The following is a 16608-nucleotide window of genomic DNA, read 5'->3' as shown; positions in this document are numbered from 1 at the left end:
AGATCATAAACCTAGTGTCCAGCCACACTGCGCCGCCCGGGTGCCATGCCGGATGTTTGCGGTATCGTCGGCGGTTTCGCGCCAAGCCCCCTTCTCCGAGGTGGCCTCCCCCGCCCCGATCTGCTAAAGCGCGGCGTAATCCCCCAAACGTCAGAGTGCGCAATGATCCCTCGCTATACCCGTCCGGAAATGGCCTCCATTTGGGAGCCGCAGACCCGCTTCAAGATCTGGTTCGAGATCGAGGCGCATGCCGCCGATGCGCTGGCGGAACTGGGCACCATTCCGAAGGATGCGGCGAAGACGATCTGGGCCAAGGCCAAGGACGCGACCTTCAATGTGGAGCGCATCGACGAGATCGAGCGCGAGACCAAGCATGACGTCATCGCCTTCCTGACCCACCTCGCCGAGATCGTCGGTCCCGAGGCGCGCTTCGTGCATCAGGGCATGACCTCGTCGGATGTGCTCGACACCTGCCTCAACGTGCAGCTCACGCGCTGCGCCGATATCCTGATCGCCGATATCGACCGCCTGCTGGCGGCGCTGAAGACCCGCGCCTTCGAGCACAAGATGACGCCAACCATCGGCCGCTCCCATGGCATCCATGCCGAGCCGGTCACCTTCGGTCTCAAGCTCGCTTATGCCTATGCCGAATTCACCCGTAACCGCGAGCGCCTCGTCGCCGCGCGCAAGGAAGTCGCGACCTGCGCGATCTCTGGCGCCGTCGGCACTTTCGCGCAGATCGATCCGCGCGTCGAAGAGCATGTCGCGAAAGCGATGGGTCTCGTGCCGGAGCCGATCTCGACCCAGGTGATCCCGCGCGACCGCCATGCGATGTTCTTCGCGACGCTCGGCGTCATCGCCTCGTCGATGGAGCGCTTAGCTGTGGAAATCCGCCACATGCAGCGCACCGAGGTGCTGGAAGCCGAGGAGTTCTTCTCCGAGGGCCAGAAGGGCTCGTCGGCGATGCCGCACAAGCGCAACCCGGTGCTGACCGAGAACATCACCGGCCTTGCCCGCATGGTGCGCGCCTATGTGACCCCCGCGCTGGAAAACGTCGTGCTGTGGCACGAGCGCGATATCTCGCACTCTTCCGCCGAGCGCATGTTCGGCCCTGATGCCACCGTGACGCTCGACTTCGCGCTCAACCGCATGGCCGGCGTGATCGAGAAGCTGCTGGTCTATCCCGCCAATATGCAGAAGAACCTCGACCGCCTCGGCGGCCTCGTGCACTCGCAGCGCGTGCTGATCGCGCTGACGCAGAAGGGCGCGTCGCGCGAAGACAGCTACAAGCTCGTGCAGCGCAACGCCATGCCGGTGTGGCGCGGCGAAGGCGACTTCCAGACACTGCTGAAGAACGATCCCGAGGTGAAGAAATATCTCACCGACGACGAGATCTCCGAGAAATTCGACCTCGGCTATCACCTCAAGCATGTGGACACGATCTTCACGCGCGTGTTCGGTACCTCATCCTGAGGAGCGACGTCTTCGTCGCGTCTCGAAGGATGAGCGCCACACGCCATGGTTCGAGACGGCGCCGAAGCGGCGCCTCCTCACCATGAGGACGGAGTCCACTGGCTACATCGTCGCCGTATGCCTGCGGCGCGGCCATCACTTCAGCAAGGCGCCAAGCCTGAGCATTCGCCTGCTCAGCGGCCTCGGCGTCGAAGGCGACGGGCATATGGGCGCATTGGTGCAGCACCGCTACGATCGCCGCCGCGATCCCGCCAGGCCGAACCTGCGCCAGGTGCATCTGATCCCGTGCGAGCTGTTCGACGAATTGCGCGCCAAGGGCTTCACGATCCAGCCCGGCGATCTCGGCGAGAATGTCACCACATCGGGGATCGAGTTCGCCGCACTGCCGACCGGCACGCGGCTGCATCTGGGCACACATGCGGTGATCGAACTCACCGGCCTGCGCGAGCCCTGTGTACTGATGGATCGCTTTCAGCAGGGATTGAAGGCCGCGACGGAGGATCGCGATGCTGGTGGCCGCGCCGTCTACAAAGCCGGCGTGATGGCGATCGTGGTGTCGGATGGCGAGGTTGCGCCGGGCGATGCGATAGAGGTCGAGTTACCGGCCGGAGCGCGGCAGCCGCTAGCGCCGGTGTAACAGGTCGAGATGCGTGAGAGCGCTCCCTCTCCCCGCATCTTGCGCGGGGAGAGGGGTGGGGTGAGGGGCGAGGCATTGGCCTGTCCTAAGCGTATCGTTTTCGGATCGAAGATTCCGATCCGAGAGAGCGCAACAAGCGGTGAGCGCGTGCCATGCCCCTCACCCGCCCGGCTTCGCTGCGCTACGCCGGGCGACCTCTCCCCGTAAAGAACGGGGAGAGGTTAAGAACTGCCGCCCTTCCCGAAAAAGCCAGAATGGCCCTGTCTTGATTGCCAGACCCGCAGCAACTCCGCAGTAACCATCCTCCCCTAGGCTCTCATGATGCCGACGCGCCCCACCATCCTTGTGTTCGACTCCGGTCTCGGCGGCCTCACCGTCCAGCGCGAGATCGCCAAGGCGCGTCCGGATGCCCGCTATGTCTATGTGGCCGATGACGCGTTCTTTCCCTACGGCCAGCACACCGAGGAGGCGCTGATCGGCCGCGTGGTGCCGCTGATGGGCGAGCTGATCGACGCGCACCGGCCGGATCTCGTGGTGATCGCCTGCAACACGGCCTCGACGCTGGTGCTCAGCCATCTGCGCGCCGCCTATGCCGTGCCCTTTGTCGGCACCGTGCCGGCGATCAAGCCGGCCTGCGCGCGCTCGGTCAGCAAGCGCGTCTCGGTGCTCGGCACGTCAGGCACCGTGAAGCGCGAATATACCCAGACACTGATCCGCGAATTCGGCGGCGGCTGCATCGTCACGCTGGTCGGCTCCGCCGAACTCGCCGCACTGGCGGAAGGCGCACTCGGCGGCCAAGGCATCGACGACGCCGATCTGTTTCGCGAGATCGCGCCCTGCTTCGTGCAGGACGCCGCCGGTGCCCGCACCGACACGATCGTGCTCGCTTGTACGCATTACCCGCTGTTGCTCGACCACCTCAATCGCATCGCGCCATGGCCGGTGGCATGGATCGATCCGGCCCCGGCAATCGCACGACGCGTGGTCGGCCTGATCGGCGATCATCAGCCCGGCGTGCCACCCGGCGATGCCGTGCTGCTCTACACCTCCGGCAAGCGCCATGCCTGGCCGGAAGCACTGGCGCCGTTCTTCGGCGGAAAGGTCGCGGCATAGCGAGCGCTCGACTTTCCCTTGCGCGCTGCTAGCCTTGCAGCGCGCCGTTCCGAAAAAAAGAGAACGGCAAAGGGAGACCAGCATGCTCGATACGAATTTTCTGAAGAATGGCCTTCTCAAGACACTGCTCGTTGGCGCGGCGATCACGGCCTGCGCCGGCGCTGCCAGTGCACAAGGCATCAAGCGCACGCCGCTGCAGGACGTCAAATATCCTGCCGGCCATCGCATCGTGACGGTCGTAGCTGAACTCGGCCCGAACCAGCTCGCCGGCCGCCATACCCATCCAGGTGTCGATACCGGTTACGTTCTCGATGGCGACGCGACGCTGATCGTCGAGGGCCAGCCGGACCAGGCACTCAAGGCCGGCGATTCCTATGCCGTCCCGGCCGGGATTCCGCATGACGTGAAGACCGGCGACAAGGGCCTGAAGATCATGGCAGTCTATGTGGTGGAAGACGGCAAGCCGGTGGCGACGCCCGCGCCGAAATAACAGGATCCCATGTGACGATGACGACCCCCGCGCCATTTCACGATCTCAAGCAGAAATGGCGCGAGGGGCGCCCCACTTTCGGGGCCATCGCGACCATCCCGTCGATCCAGACCGTGCGCATCATGGCGCAGTCGCTCGACTGGATCATCGTCGATCTCGAACACGGCCCGATCGATCTCAACACCGCCCATGGGATGATCATGGCCACCGCGGGCACGCCCTGCACGCCGCTGGTGCGGATCGCCGCCAACGAGCCATGGCTGGCGAAAGCACCGATGGATTTCGGTGCGATGGGCATCAACTTCCCGATGATCAACAGCGCCGACGATGCGTATAAGGCCGCGCGCAGCCTGCGCTATCCGACCCAGGGCGAGCGGCTATGGGGACCGTTCCATGCGCCATTCCGCTGGAACACCGGCATGCCCGACTATATGGCGCGCGCCGACGACAGCATGATCTGCATGATCACCATCGAGCATGTCGATGCGGTGAACCGGATCGGCGAGATCATGGCCACGCCGGGCATCGACATCGCCGTGATCGGCGTCGGCGACCTCGCGACATCCATCGGCAAACGCGGCCAGCCGGGCGATCCCGAGGTGCAGGCGCTGGTCGCCAAGGCGGAAGCCGGCATCCTGAAAAGCGGCGTGCCGCTGGGCGGCGCGGCGCTGAACGCGGAGATGGGCAACGCCATGATCGAGCGGGGCTATGTGGCGCTGGCGTTGGGATTCGACTGGTCACTGTTCCAGCGCGGAATCGCCGCCGGATTCGAGGGTATCAGGCGGTGAAACGGCCATTTCGAGGCCGATTTTGCGCCAAAACTGGCCGGATTGGCGCTATAAGCCCGCCAAACGGCAAAAAGCCTGTCTTTCAATTGACATAACCGGGCCTTCCCCCTAGAAACCGCCTTGCTCGCGGGCCGTTTTCGGCCCGCGAAGCGTTTCGCACCCGTGGTTCTCCGCCCAGCTTTGGGAATGAACCTGTCGGTGCCGAGATTTTCCAGACTCTGGACTGATCACGGTACACAGGAGGGCGCGTCTCCTCACATTGACCATTGAACATCGAGGACGCGATGACAAAGCGTAGTGAAGCTAAATATAAAATCGACCGCCGTATGGGCCAGAACATTTGGGGTCGTCCCAAGTCTCCGGTCAACAAGCGTGAATACGGCCCCGGCCAGCACGGCCAGCGCCGCAAGGGCAAGCTCTCCGACTTCGGCACGCAGCTGCGCGCCAAGCAGAAGCTGAAGGGCTATTACGCCAACATCTCCGAGCGCCAGTTCCACTCCATCTATGTGGAAGCCGGCCGTCTCAAGGGCGACACCGGTGAAAACCTGATCGGCCTGCTCGAGCGCCGCCTCGACACCGTCGTGTATCGCGCCAAGTTCGTCGCCACCATGTTTGCGGCCCGTCAGTTCATCAACCACGGCCACATCAAGGTGAACGGCAAGCGCGTCAACATCGCGAGCTATCTCGTGAAGGTCGGCGACGTCATCGAGATTAAGGAATCCTCCAAGCAGCTCGCTTTCGTTCTGGAAGCCAGCCAGCTCGGCGAACGCGACACCCCGGATTACGTCGAAACCGACCACAGCAAGATGACCGCCAAGTTCATCCGCATCCCGCAGCTGTCGGACGTTCCTTTCGCCGTGCAGATGGAACCGCATCTGATCGTCGAATTCTATTCGCGCTAATTTCTGACAGCGCAGACGAGATCAAGGCCCCGGGTTTTCCGGGGCCTTTTTTGTTTGGTCTCTGTCCCATCAGCCGTCATTGCGAGGTCAAGGAAAGTTGCATGCAACTTTCCCCTTAGCGTAGCGACGAAGCAATCCAGCCTTCGCTCGTTCACTCTGGATTGCTTCGCTCAGCAAAATCGCAAGACGATTTTGCGGGCTCGCAATGACGGGGTAGCTTGTGGTGTGTAACAACGTGGAATTCCCAATGCCCTTCACCCCTGCTCGCCCCGATCCATCACAGCCGGCGGTTCGCATCAACCTTCTGTCCGACACACAGACGAAGCCCACGCCCGCGATGCGCGCGGCGATGGCTGCGGCAGATGTCGGCGATGAGCAGGTCGGCGACGATCCCACCGTCAACGCGCTCTGCGACCGCGTCGCCGAATTGCTCGGCAAGGAAGCCGCAGTGTTCATGCCATCGGGTACCATGTGCAATGTCGCCGGCCTGCTGGCGCACTGCCGGCCCGGCGACGAGATCCTCGCGCATCGCACCGCGCATATCCTCTCGCGCGAGGGCGGCACCCATGCCGCGCTTGGCGGCTTCCAGATTACCGGGCTCGACGGCGCCGATGGCAAGTTCACACCAGATACGCTGCGCGCCGCATTGCATCCGCGCACGCGCTACGAGGCAGCGCAGACCGTGGTCAGCGTCGAACAGACTGCCAATATCGGCGGCGGCACCATCTGGTCGAAATCCGACCTCGAAGCGATCGTCACCATCGCGCGTGACCGCGGCCTTGCCACGCATATGGATGGCGCGCGACTGATGAATGCCTGCGTCGCCACCGGTATCGGTGCGAGCAGGATGTCCGACGGCTGGGACTCGGTGTGGATCGATTTCAGTAAGGGGCTCGGCGCGCCGATCGGAGCCGTGCTCGCCGGCACGCGCGACTACATTGATGCAGTGTGGCGCTGGAAGCAGGGATTGGGCGGCTCGATGCGCCAGGCCGGCATCGTTGCCGCCGCCTGCATCCACGCGCTGGACCATCACGTCGAGCGCCTCGCCGACGATCACGCGAATGCGCACGCGCTGGCGCGCGGACTGGCCCAGATCAACGGGATCGCCGTTCAGCAACCGGAGACCAATCTCGTCTTCTTCGATCCCGCAGGCGCCGGCATCAGCGGTGCTGCTATGGTGAAAGCCTTGCGCACGAAAGGCGTACTGCTCGCCACCATGGACGGCCGCATCCGCGCGTGTACGCATCTGGATGTCTCTGCAGACATGATCGAGGAGACGCTGGGATTGATCAGGGACGTGGTGCGAGCGGTTTAGCCTTATCCCGACGGCCCTCATGGTGAGGAGGCGCCGCTTGGCGCCGTCTCGAACCATGAGATGTTTGGCCCATCCTTCGAGACGCGCGCAAGAACGCGCTCCTCAGGATGAAGACTGAGTATGTGGAACAGGCACCACGATGACCTGCCCTGCCGCTTACTCCAGCGCCTCGGCGATGATCTTCCGCACGTCGATTTCCATCCGCACCCGCTGCGACGGTGCCTGCGTCATCACCAGCACGAACATGTCGTTCTTCGGATCGACCCAGAAGAACGTGCCGCCAACACCGTCCCAGCGATACTCACCGATCGGGCCGGGCTCGCTCGCGAGCTCCTTGGTGCGCACGGCGAATCCAAGGCCGAAGCCGCTACCGGCGCCCGGGAAATAATAATAGTCGCGCTTCACGCCGCTATCAGGCCCGACGTGATCGCGCGTCATCTCGGCCACTGTTTCCGGTTTGAGATAGCGCTTGCCATCAAGCGTGCCACCATTGAGCAGCATCTGCAGGAAGCGCGCGTAATCCGCCGCCGTACCGACCAGACCGGAGCCCCCCGCCTCCCATTGCATGACCTCCGCGGGATCATGCATGCCGACAACCGGGCCGACCATGCGATCTCCCGGGAACGGCTCGGCCACACGCGAGCGGCGTTCGCCATTGGTGACGTAGAACGAGGTGTCCCGCATCCCCAATGGACCGAACAGCCGTTCCTCCAGAAAATGATAGAGCGACTGGCCGGACACCACTTCGATGACGCGGCCGAGGATGTCGGTGGAATGGCCGTAGTCCCACAGCGTGCCGGGCTGCTCGGCGAGCGGAAGCTGCGCGATACGGTCGGCCCAGGACGCGTTGTCCCAGTCGCGGCCGAAGATATCGAGCTGCGCATAACGTTTCCGCGCGGGATCGTCGCCATAGAAACCGTAAGTGATGCCCGATGTGTGCGTGAGCAAATCGGCGATGCTGATCGGCCGCTGCAGCGGCACGAGGCCGAATGTCGCGTGTTCGTCGCCGCCTTTGACGTCGACGCCCACCTTCGTCTTCGCGAAAGCCGGGATGTATTTCGCAACGGGATCGTCGAGGCGCAGCTTGCCATCCTCGATCAGCATCATCGCGGCTACCGAGGTGATCGGCTTCGACATCGAATATAGCCGGAAGATCGCATCCCCCGTCATCGGATGGCCGCTGTCGAGATTGCCGAACGTATCGAAATAGACAGGCTTGCCGTGCTGTTGCACCAACACTACCGCGCCGGGAATCTTTCGCTCCGCGACCATGTCGAGAAAGTAGCGATCGAGCGCCAGCAGTTTTTCGGCAGAAAATTCGCGCGCAATGGATTGCGGTTTTTCGGCCCGGGCCGGCGGCGAAGGCACGATAACGGTGCCGACGCAGCAGAGCGCCAGCAGCAGGAGTACGGCGCGCTTATTTCTCCAGCGCTTCATAGACCAACAGCTTCAAAGACCTTTGAATGCGCTGTCGCTCCGACGGCGTCTGCTCAAGCAGGATGAAGAAGAAATCCTGTTTGGGATCGATGATGAAATAGCAACCGCTGGCGCCGTCCCATTTCAGCTCGCCGAGCGATCCCGGCGGCGACGGCTTGGCATTGCCGGGATCGGTGCGCACGGCGAAGCCATAGCCGAAGCCGAAACCGTCACCGGGGAAATACAGATAGTCGCGGCCGACCCCGGAATCCTTGCCGATATGATCGGTGGTCATGTCCTTGAACGTCGCCGCGCTCATGAAGCGTTTGCCGTCATATTCGCCGCCGTTCAGCAGCATCTGCGCGAACTTGGTGTAATCCGCCAGTGTCGAGACCATGCCGCCGCTGCCGGATTCCCATTTCTGGTAGGTATCGGGGCGCCCCTGTCGTCCGGTGCGGAAATCGCGATCCCAGGCCATCGGCTTGGCGAGCATGACCTCCTTCGACTTCTCCTTCACAAAGAAGCCGGTGTCCTTCATCCCCAGCGGTCCGAGGAACGCCTGCTCCTCGTAACCGAGCAGCGACTTGCCGGTGACGACTTCGACCACGCGGCCGAGAATGTCGGTGGAGTGGCCGTAGTCCCACATGGTGCCGGGCTGGTGTTCGAGCGGCAGCTGCGCGATGCGGTCGGCGAATTCCTTGTTGTCGAAATCGCCGCTGTAGATATCGGCATTGCCATAGGCGCGGCGCACCAGGCTCTCGCCATAGAAGCCGTAGGTGACGCCGGACGTGTGCAGCAGCAGGTCGCGGATCGTCACCGGGCGATTGGGCGGCACGATGTCGAGCGCCTTCTCGCCATTCTCCAGCTTCTTCTCGACGCCGACCTTGGCCTTGGCGAAAGACGGAATGTATTGCGAGACGGGATCGTCGAGTTTCAGCTTGCCCTGATCGATCAGCATCATCGCTGCGAAGGACGTGATCGGCTTCGACATGGAATGCAGCCGGAAGATCGTATCATCCGTCATCGGCTGCTTGGTGTCGGGATCGCGGACGCCGAAGAATTCCTTGTAGACCGGCTTGCCATGCTGCTGGATCAGCACGATGGCGCCGGGGATCTTGCCATCGGCGATCTGCTTGCGGAAGAACTCACCGATCTTGGCGAGTTTCTCCTGCGAGAATTTGGCGCCGGCGGGAATGTCGAAGGTGCCTTCGGCGGCAAAACGATCCTGGGCGAAGACGGGCGATCCGGCGAGCAACAGCGCTCCGCAGAGCAGCGCGCGTAGTCTGTGCCGCAAATTCATCGCCGCTCCTTTTGCCTGATCAAAGGAGTGTAACGGCGGGGCGCTCTCAGACAAGGGGAAGTGCGCGTGTGAGCGCGAGGCGATGCAGATCCGCCGATGGCTCGGAAAAGCAGCAGAAGGTGACGGCCGTGACCACCGGTGCGTCTTTCAGCGTCTGGATGACCGAGCCGACCGCAATGGGAGCCGCACGCGCGGCCGGAAAGCCATACACACCCGTCGAGATGGCCGGAAACGCAACGGAGGCCAGTCCATGCGCCTGACACAACATCAGCGCCCGTCGGTAGCAGGACGCCAGCGCCTCATCCTCGCCGCTCCGGCCACCATGCCAGACAGGACCGACCGCATGGATCACATGCGTGGCCGGTAATTTGTAACCTTTGGTGATTTTGGCGTCGCCAGTCTCGCAACCCTTGAGGGTGCGGCATTCAGCGAGCAAGTCGAGGCCGGCAGCCCGATGGATGGCACCGTCCACGCCGCCGCCGCCGAGAAGCGACGCATTAGCCGCGTTGACGATGGCGTCAACGCGGAGAGTCGTGATGTCAGCCACGACGACGTCGAGCGTCGCCGTGCCTATTTGTCGACTTGAAATCAGGCGGAGGCCGGGGCGGCGATCACGCCCTTCTCGGCAAGCAGGCTCTGCAACTCGCCAGCCTGGAACATCTCACGGATGATGTCGCAGCCGCCGACGAATTCGCCCTTCACATAGAGCTGCGGAATGGTCGGCCAGTTCGAATAGGTCTTGATGCCGTCGCGCAGATCGGCGGATTCGAGAACGTTGAGGCCCTTGTAGCCGACGCCCACGTGATCGAGGATCTGGACCACCTGGCCCGAGAAACCGCACTGCGGAAACTGCGGCGTGCCCTTCATGAACAGCACCACGTCGTTGGTCTTCACTTCGTTCTCGATGAATTGCTCAATGCTCATGTCACGTCCCTGTTCAAGGTCCAGATTCAAGGTCTGGAGTTGGCGGCCCAGCCATCGGGCGCTCGCCCGGTCAGACTTGTCATATATGTAGCCGAATCCGTTCCGCACCCCAAGTCTTATGGACGTGATCAAGAGCCTGAAATCACAGGCATTGAGGCTTATTGCCGGCCCGCCACGGTCACTTTTCCGCAGTTTTTGCCAAGTCCGGTCCGGCCAAAGATCATATGACGACAGGCCTTTTATAACCAATCGGATGACCTATTTAGGACAGGCTGCTCGGGAACCCATCATCAAGAGCAACGTTCTCTCCAAAATCGGAGACTTTCGTGACGAATCCAGCTTTCGCCAAGAGTTCAGGCATGAGTTCAGGCACCGCGTCCCCCGCCTCCGAATCCGCCCCCGCAGGCGCACTGGCCCAAAGACTGGGCGACGCCTTCCTGACGGTCCGCAACGAAACCGAACGCCGCGCCGCCCCGCTCTCCCCGGAAGACCAGTTGGTGCAGTCGATGCCCGACGCCAGCCCGGCGAAGTGGCACCGCGCCCATGTGACCTGGTTCTGGGAGCAATTCCTGCTCGGCGATCACGCGCCCGGCTACAAGGTCTACCACCCCGATTACGCCTATCTGTTCAATTCCTATTACGTCTCCGCCGGTCCGCGCCACGCCCGCGCCCAGCGCGGCCACCTCACCCGGCCCGGCGCCGACGAGGTCACTGCCTATCGCAGGCATGTCGATGCGGCGGTCATCAAATTCTTCAACGAGACGTCAGACGAGAAACTGACCTCGCTGATCCCCCTCCTCGAAGTCGGCTTCAATCACGAGCAGCAGCATCAGGAGCTGATGCTCACCGACATCCTGCATGCCTTCGCGCAGAACCCGATCCCGCCGGCCTATGACGCCGACTGGCGCTTTCCTGCATCCAACACATCAGGCGATGCGTGGCTCACGCTGACCGAGGGCATCCATACCATCGGCCACCAGAGCGAGAGCTTCCATTTCGACAACGAGAAGCCCGCACATCGCGCCCTCATCGGCCCTGTGAAGCTCGCACGCAATCTCGTCACCAACCGCGAATGGCTCGCCTTCATGGAAGCCGGCGGTTACGCCGAAGCGACGCTGTGGCTGATGGATGGCTTCGCCACTGTGGCCCGCAAGGAATGGCAGGCGCCCGGTCACTGGCGCAAGGTCAATGGCGAGTGGCATATCATGACCCTCGCCGGGTTGAAGCCGATCGATCTCGACGCGCCGGTGTGCCACGTCAGCTATTACGAATGTGACGCCTTCGCGCGCTGGAGCGGCAAGCATCTGCCCACGGAAATGGAATGGGAAGTGGCCGCGCGTGCCGGCCAGCTCAATGATGCCTTCGGCATCGTCTGGCAGTGGACGCGGTCATCCTACTCGGCCTATCCGGGCTACCGCGCCATCGAAGGCGCGCTCGGCGAATACAACGGCAAGTTCATGATCAATCAGCTGGTGCTGCGCGGCTCGTCGCTGGCAACCCCGGACGATCACAGCCGCGTCACCTACCGCAATTTCTTCTATCCCCATCATCGCTGGCAATTCACGGGCCTGCGGCTGGCCGATTACGGCAACTGACTTCCTGACATCACGGCGCTTCGAAAGCGTTGAGGAGACTGACATGAACGTTCATGCCCCGTTGGCACTGTCGCTGCTGAATGCCTCCGCCTCCGCATTTGCCGCGGATGTCGCCGAAGCGCTGTCGCAGCATCCGAAAAAGCTGTCGCCGAAATACTTCTATGACGAAGCCGGCTCGGAGCTGTTCGAACAGATCACCAAATTGCCGGAATATTACCCGACCCGCACCGAGCTCGGCATTCTCCGCTCGCGCGGCAAGGACATCAACGCGATCATTCCGAAGAATGCCGCGCTGATCGAATTCGGCGCCGGCGCCACCACCAAGGTGCGGCTGCTGCTGGATGAATGCGACGTCGGCGCCTATGCGCCGGTCGATATTTCAGGCGACTTCCTGCAGGCGCAGGCAGCCGAGCTGCGCAAGGATTTCCCGGGCCTGAAGGTGCTGCCGGTGAATGCCGATTTCACCGCACCGTTCGACCTTCCCGCAGATATCCGGATGATGCCGAAGGTCGGCTTCTTCCCGGGCTCGACGCTCGGTAATTTCGAGCCGCACGAGGCCTGCGCCTTTCTGCGCTCGGCCCGCGCCATTCTCGGCAAGGACGCCTTGATGCTGATCGGCATCGATCTGGAGAAAGACGAGAAGCTGCTGCACGCCGCCTATAATGATGCGGCAGGGGTCACCGGCAAGTTCAACATGAATGTGCTGGTGCGCATCAACCGCGAACTCGGCGGCGATTTCGATCTCTCGGCCTTCACGCACCGCGCGATCTACAACAAGGAACGCCACCGCATCGAGATGCACCTGATCGCCAGGAAACCGCAGACCGTGCATGTGCTGGGTCGCAGCTTCGCGTTCCGTGCCGGCGAGAGCATCCACACCGAGAGCAGCTACAAATACAGCATCGAGCGTTTTGCAACGCTGGCCCGCGGTTCGGGCTGGGAGCCGAAGGCGTCATGGACGGATGCTGACAAGCATTTCTCGGTGCATGCGCTGATGGCGGTGGAGTAGCCTTCTTAACCTCTCCCCGTCCTTTACGGGGAGAGGTCGGATCGCCCTTGCGATCCGGGTGAGGGGCCGGGCACACAATTCCAACGAAGGCATGTTCTCGGGTCGGGTCGGCTCTAATCCGCTGTTTGGCCATCTGCACGTAACGCCTGGTCGAGCAGCATCAGCACGCCGTCGATATTGGACAAGACGTCGTTATTCCAGAAACGCACCACGCCATAGCCTTCCGCCCGCAGATACGTGTCGCGAATTTCATCTCGTTTGGATTCTAGGTGTTGGCCGCCGTCGACCTCGATCACGAGGCGCTGTTCCCGACAAACGAAGTCGCAGATATAGGGGCCTATCGCTTCCTGCCGGGCAAATTTAAAACCGCCGACTTGCCGGTTGCGTATGCGATGCCAGAGCTTGGTCTCGGCATCGGTCTGGTTAGCGCGAAGTTTTCGCGAGATCTGAGTGCTACGAACACGACCTCGCATCGCCCCTCACCCGTCTTCGCTGCGCGAAGCCACCCTCTCCCCGCAAGAGCGGGGCGAGGGAAAACTACGCCTCCGGCACGCCCGTCTGCAGCGCCAGCGCGTGCAGGACACCGCCCATCTGGCCTTTCAGCGACTGATAGACAATCTGGTGCTGGGCGACGCGGGATTTGCCGCGGAAGGATTCCGAAATCACGGTTGCCGCGTAATGGTCGCCGTCACCGGCCAGATCACGGATCGTCACCTGCGCGTCGGGAATCGCGGCCTTGATCATGGTCTCGATATCGCGGGCGTCCATCGGCATTAATCGGGTCTCCAGAAAGGTTCGAATCGCGGCCAGTCGGTGCCGCCTCGGATTGCGAGCCTATCGCGGCTGCCGCATGACGTCACGGCTTTCTAACGATAATCCCTCGCATGCCCCTTTTAAAGGCCAGGGGGATCGCACATCTGAAGAAGTGCAATATGACCGTCACAAGGGTTTAACCATGAAGCTTCCCGGCCCGGACCACCCGATCACCATTGCGCCCGCCGGCAAACACATCCGTGTTTCTGCCGGGGGCGTCGTGATCGCCGACACGACCAATGCCCTGAGCCTCAAGGAGGCCAGCTACCCCGCAGTGCTGTATATCCCCCGCGCGGACGCCAATATGGACGCGGTATCGCGCACCGACCGTGTGACGCATTGCCCGTACAAGGGCGACGCGAATTATTACAGCATCAAGACCGGCGAGAAAGTTCTCGACAACGCGATCTGGACCTATGAGACGCCGTTTCCGGCGATGGCCGAGATCAAGGATTATCTGGCATTTTATCCAGACAAGGTGAAAATCGAGGAAGTGCCTGCCTGATCCTCGGCTGATTGCCGAAGCGGCTTTCGACATTTATCATGACGGCGCGCATCACTGATGCGCCCGGCGACGCCTGTTGCGCGCGGAAGCGAGGGGGCTCGCCGTTCACATGTCAGACCGTAACGCTGCGCTGGATCGCGCCCGCACCTTCGTCACGCTGCTCGTGCTGGCGAACCACGCGGCGGTCGCTTACACCGCCTTCGGGCGCTATTACCCGAACCACTATCTGTGGTCGACCGCGCCGATCGTCGACAGCCAGCGCTGGATCGGCTTCAATATCCTGACGCTGTTCAACGACACCTTCTTCATGTGTCTGATGTTCATGCTGTCGGGCCTGTTCGTGTGGCCGAGCCTGAAGCGCAAGGGCATCGGCGACTTCCTGCGCGACCGCGCGCTGCGCCTCGGCCTGCCCTTCCTGGCGATGATCTTCGTGCTGATGCCGATCGCCTATTACGCGTCGTTCAGCCTGTCGACGCACAAGACCGGCTTTGTCGAATTCTACGTCAACAATTTCAAACAAGGCCAATGGTTCGCCGGCCCCGGCTGGTTCATCTGGTATCTGTTGTTTCTTGATCTCGTCGCGATCCCGGTTTTCCTGCTCGCGCCGCGACTGGTGGACGGCATCAACCGGCTGTCGATCCGTGCCTTCGAACGACCGTGGTTGTTCGCCGCCGTGCTCGCCGTCATCGCGGTGATCTCCTATGTCCCATTCCTGTTTACGGTCGGCGCTGTCCGCTGGTTCAGCTGGGGCCCGCTGCAGGTGCAGTTCAGCCGCATGGCGATCTATGGCGTGTTCTTCTTCGCCGGCATGGGCATTGGCGCCGCCAATATCGACCAGGGCCTGCTGGCCCGCACCGGCGCGCTGGCACGGCAATGGCTGTGGTGGACCATCGCCGCCGCCGCCTCCTTTGGCTCGCTCGCTTTTCTCGTCAATTTTCGCCGCATGAAGCTCGCCAATCTCACCGGCGCGCCGCCTTTCTGGTGGCAGTCGAGCTACGGCGTGATCTACGCGGTCGCCTGCACGCTGATCTGCCTCGCGGTGCTGGCGCAGTTCCTGCGCTTCGGCCAACGCGAGAAGAGCATCTTCGATCCGCTGCGCGGCGATGCCTATGGCATCTTCGTGCTGCACTACATCCCGATGCTGTGGCTGCAATATGCGCTGCTGAACGCGCCGCTCGGCGCCGGATCGAAAGCACTGATCGCCTTCGCGGGTACGCTGGCGGCGAGCTGGGCAGCGACAAGGGCGCTGCGGGCGATCCCAGGCGTGAAGCGGGTGCTGTAGCTTCATCACACCGTCCTTTCCGCCTTCCAACATGAACGACGATCTGCAGGACACCAGCATGCGCGCACACAACGGCGACAAGGCGATCAATCTTCTTTTCAACGTCACGCCGGCGCTGTTCGAGGACTATCACGAACCCATTCTGGATGCGCTTCGGCGCCGGAGCATCGACGCGCGAGCCAGTCTCCTGGGTGACATTGCGCATCAGGACGTGGACTACATCATCCACGCGACCGGCGGTCCCATCACCGATTTCGCCCCTTTCAGCAATGCGCGCGCCGTATTGAGCCTTTGGGCCGGTGTCGAGAAGATCGTCGGCAACGCGACGCTGACGCAGCCGCTGTGCCGCATGGTCGATGACGGCCTACGGCAGGGCATGGTCGAATGGGTCGTCGGTCATACCCTGCGCTTGCATCTCGGGATGGACCGCTATGTCTGTCAGAAACCGCTGACATGGTCGCAGCATGTTCCGCCGCTTGCCACGGACCGATCGGTGACAGTGCTGGGTCTCGGCGAATTGGGATCGGCTGCAGCGAGCGCACTTGTGCAACTCGGCTTTCGCGTCACCGGCTGGAGTCGAAGCCTGCGCGAGGTGCCGGGTGTCCGCTGTCTCGCAGGAACGGAGAGCCTGCCGCAAGCGCTGGCTTCGGCGGAAATCCTCATCGGCCTCCTGCCCCAGACGCCGGAGACGATCGATCTCCTGAATGCGGAGAGACTGGCGCTGCTGCCGAAGGGCAGCTTCATCATCAATGCCGGACGCGGCACGCTGATCGACGACGATGCGCTGATCGCGGCACTCGACAGCGGACGCGTGGCACAGGCGACGCTCGATGTCTTCCGCACCGAGCCAGTGCCATCAGGCCATCCGTTCTGGTCGCATCCCGGTGTCACGATCTCGCCCCACGTCGCCGCCGCAACGCGTGTTGGAACGGCCGCCGAAAACATCGCCGACAATATCGCGCGCGCGGAAAGCGGCACACCACTGATGAATTTGGTCGACCGGACGCTGAGCTACTGAGACGATTGCACGAACGCTCATGGCCTCC

General features: G+C 62.5%; 18 protein-coding genes. 12 read left to right on the top strand and 6 right to left on the bottom strand.

Annotated features, from left to right (window positions below):
• The first annotated feature begins 162 nt into the window (after window positions 1-162).
• The 7 genes from purB to AB7951_RS07965 all read left to right on the top strand — a co-directional run bounded on the left by purB (window position 163) and on the right by AB7951_RS07965 (window position 6718).
• Window positions 163-1473 carry an adenylosuccinate lyase gene (purB, locus tag AB7951_RS07995; protein WP_120292744.1) on the top strand — a complete coding sequence of 437 codons (1311 nt, stop codon included), beginning with the start codon at window positions 163-165 and terminating at the stop codon, window positions 1471-1473.
• A gap of 82 nt (window positions 1474-1555) precedes the next feature.
• Window positions 1556-2110, top strand: a complete 555-nt coding sequence (locus AB7951_RS07990; RefSeq protein ID WP_120292746.1) for an MOSC domain-containing protein — start codon at window positions 1556-1558, stop codon at window positions 2108-2110.
• Between the two features lie 321 nt (window positions 2111-2431).
• Entirely contained in the window at window positions 2432-3223 is a 792-nt protein-coding gene (gene murI, locus AB7951_RS07985) for a glutamate racemase (RefSeq protein WP_120292892.1), read from the top strand.
• 82 nt (window positions 3224-3305) lie between these two features.
• Window positions 3306-3713, top strand: a complete 408-nt coding sequence (locus AB7951_RS07980; RefSeq protein ID WP_093756467.1) for a cupin domain-containing protein — start codon at window positions 3306-3308, stop codon at window positions 3711-3713.
• A 17-nt stretch (window positions 3714-3730) separates the two neighbouring features.
• On the top strand, window positions 3731-4501 hold the full coding sequence (locus AB7951_RS07975) for an aldolase/citrate lyase family protein (RefSeq protein ID WP_120292748.1): 771 nt from the start codon (window positions 3731-3733) through the stop codon (window positions 4499-4501).
• Between the two features lie 284 nt (window positions 4502-4785).
• Window positions 4786-5403, top strand: a complete 618-nt coding sequence (rpsD, locus tag AB7951_RS07970) for a 30S ribosomal protein S4 (protein WP_089265666.1) — start codon at window positions 4786-4788, stop codon at window positions 5401-5403.
• Between the two features lie 247 nt (window positions 5404-5650).
• Window positions 5651-6718: a threonine aldolase family protein gene (locus AB7951_RS07965; RefSeq protein WP_439066574.1), complete on the top strand. Its 1068-nt coding sequence runs from the start codon at window positions 5651-5653 to the stop codon at window positions 6716-6718.
• Between the two features lie 156 nt (window positions 6719-6874).
• Here AB7951_RS07965 and AB7951_RS07960 read toward each other — a convergent pair whose 3' ends face one another.
• Genes AB7951_RS07960 through grxD form a run of 4 tightly spaced genes read right to left on the bottom strand, consistent with a single transcriptional unit; the run spans window position 6875 to window position 10358 of the window.
• Window positions 6875-8155: a serine hydrolase gene (locus tag AB7951_RS07960; RefSeq protein ID WP_441255730.1), complete on the bottom strand. Its 1281-nt coding sequence runs from the start codon at window positions 8153-8155 to the stop codon at window positions 6875-6877.
• Window positions 8136-9434: a serine hydrolase domain-containing protein gene (locus AB7951_RS07955; RefSeq protein WP_120292754.1), complete on the bottom strand. Its 1299-nt coding sequence runs from the start codon at window positions 9432-9434 to the stop codon at window positions 8136-8138. Before AB7951_RS07955 ends, AB7951_RS07960 begins: the two co-directional genes overlap by 20 nt.
• Before the next feature lie 46 nt (window positions 9435-9480).
• Window positions 9481-10023, bottom strand: coding sequence for an O-acetyl-ADP-ribose deacetylase (locus AB7951_RS07950; RefSeq protein ID WP_120292756.1), 543 nt, complete (start codon window positions 10021-10023; stop codon window positions 9481-9483).
• Entirely contained in the window at window positions 10023-10358 is a 336-nt protein-coding gene (gene grxD / locus AB7951_RS07945; protein WP_068736311.1) for a Grx4 family monothiol glutaredoxin, read from the bottom strand. The genes AB7951_RS07950 and grxD overlap by 1 nt, the downstream gene beginning before the upstream one ends.
• A 359-nt stretch (window positions 10359-10717) precedes the next feature.
• On the opposite strand from grxD, the gene egtB reads away from it, so the two are divergent.
• Both egtB and egtD read left to right on the top strand, forming a co-directional pair.
• Window positions 10718-11953 carry an ergothioneine biosynthesis protein EgtB gene (gene egtB, locus AB7951_RS07940; RefSeq protein WP_120292758.1) on the top strand — a complete coding sequence of 412 codons (1236 nt, stop codon included), beginning with the start codon at window positions 10718-10720 and terminating at the stop codon, window positions 11951-11953.
• A gap of 43 nt (window positions 11954-11996) precedes the next feature.
• On the top strand, window positions 11997-12962 hold the full coding sequence (egtD, locus tag AB7951_RS07935) for an L-histidine N(alpha)-methyltransferase (RefSeq protein WP_089265017.1): 966 nt from the start codon (window positions 11997-11999) through the stop codon (window positions 12960-12962).
• 113 nt (window positions 12963-13075) lie between these two features.
• On the opposite strand, the gene AB7951_RS07930 is transcribed toward egtD, so the two are convergent.
• Entirely contained in the window at window positions 13076-13435 is a 360-nt protein-coding gene (locus tag AB7951_RS07930; protein ID WP_093756474.1) for an endonuclease domain-containing protein, read from the bottom strand.
• 64 nt (window positions 13436-13499) lie between these two features.
• Window positions 13500-13736, bottom strand: coding sequence for a BolA family protein (locus tag AB7951_RS07925; RefSeq protein WP_068735968.1), 237 nt, complete (start codon window positions 13734-13736; stop codon window positions 13500-13502).
• A gap of 181 nt (window positions 13737-13917) precedes the next feature.
• Between AB7951_RS07925 and AB7951_RS07920 the strand changes: the two genes are divergently transcribed.
• The 3 genes from AB7951_RS07920 to AB7951_RS07910 all read left to right on the top strand — a co-directional run bounded on the left by AB7951_RS07920 (window position 13918) and on the right by AB7951_RS07910 (window position 16580).
• On the top strand, window positions 13918-14280 hold the full coding sequence (locus AB7951_RS07920; protein ID WP_120292760.1) for a DUF427 domain-containing protein: 363 nt from the start codon (window positions 13918-13920) through the stop codon (window positions 14278-14280).
• 109 nt (window positions 14281-14389) lie between these two features.
• A complete protein-coding gene (locus tag AB7951_RS07915; protein ID WP_120292762.1) occupies window positions 14390-15562 on the top strand; it encodes an acyltransferase family protein in 1173 nt (390 codons plus the stop codon).
• 58 nt (window positions 15563-15620) lie between these two features.
• Entirely contained in the window at window positions 15621-16580 is a 960-nt protein-coding gene (locus tag AB7951_RS07910) for a 2-hydroxyacid dehydrogenase (RefSeq protein ID WP_120292894.1), read from the top strand.
• Window positions 16581-16608: the final 28 nt, after the last annotated feature.

The sequence above is a fragment of the Tardiphaga sp. 285_C5_N1_2 genome (assembly GCF_052076065.1).
Taxonomy (GTDB): domain Bacteria; phylum Pseudomonadota; class Alphaproteobacteria; order Rhizobiales; family Xanthobacteraceae; genus Tardiphaga; species Tardiphaga robiniae.
The sequence above is the reverse complement of the archived record's forward strand: the minus strand, read 5'-3'. Positions and strand labels throughout refer to the sequence as shown.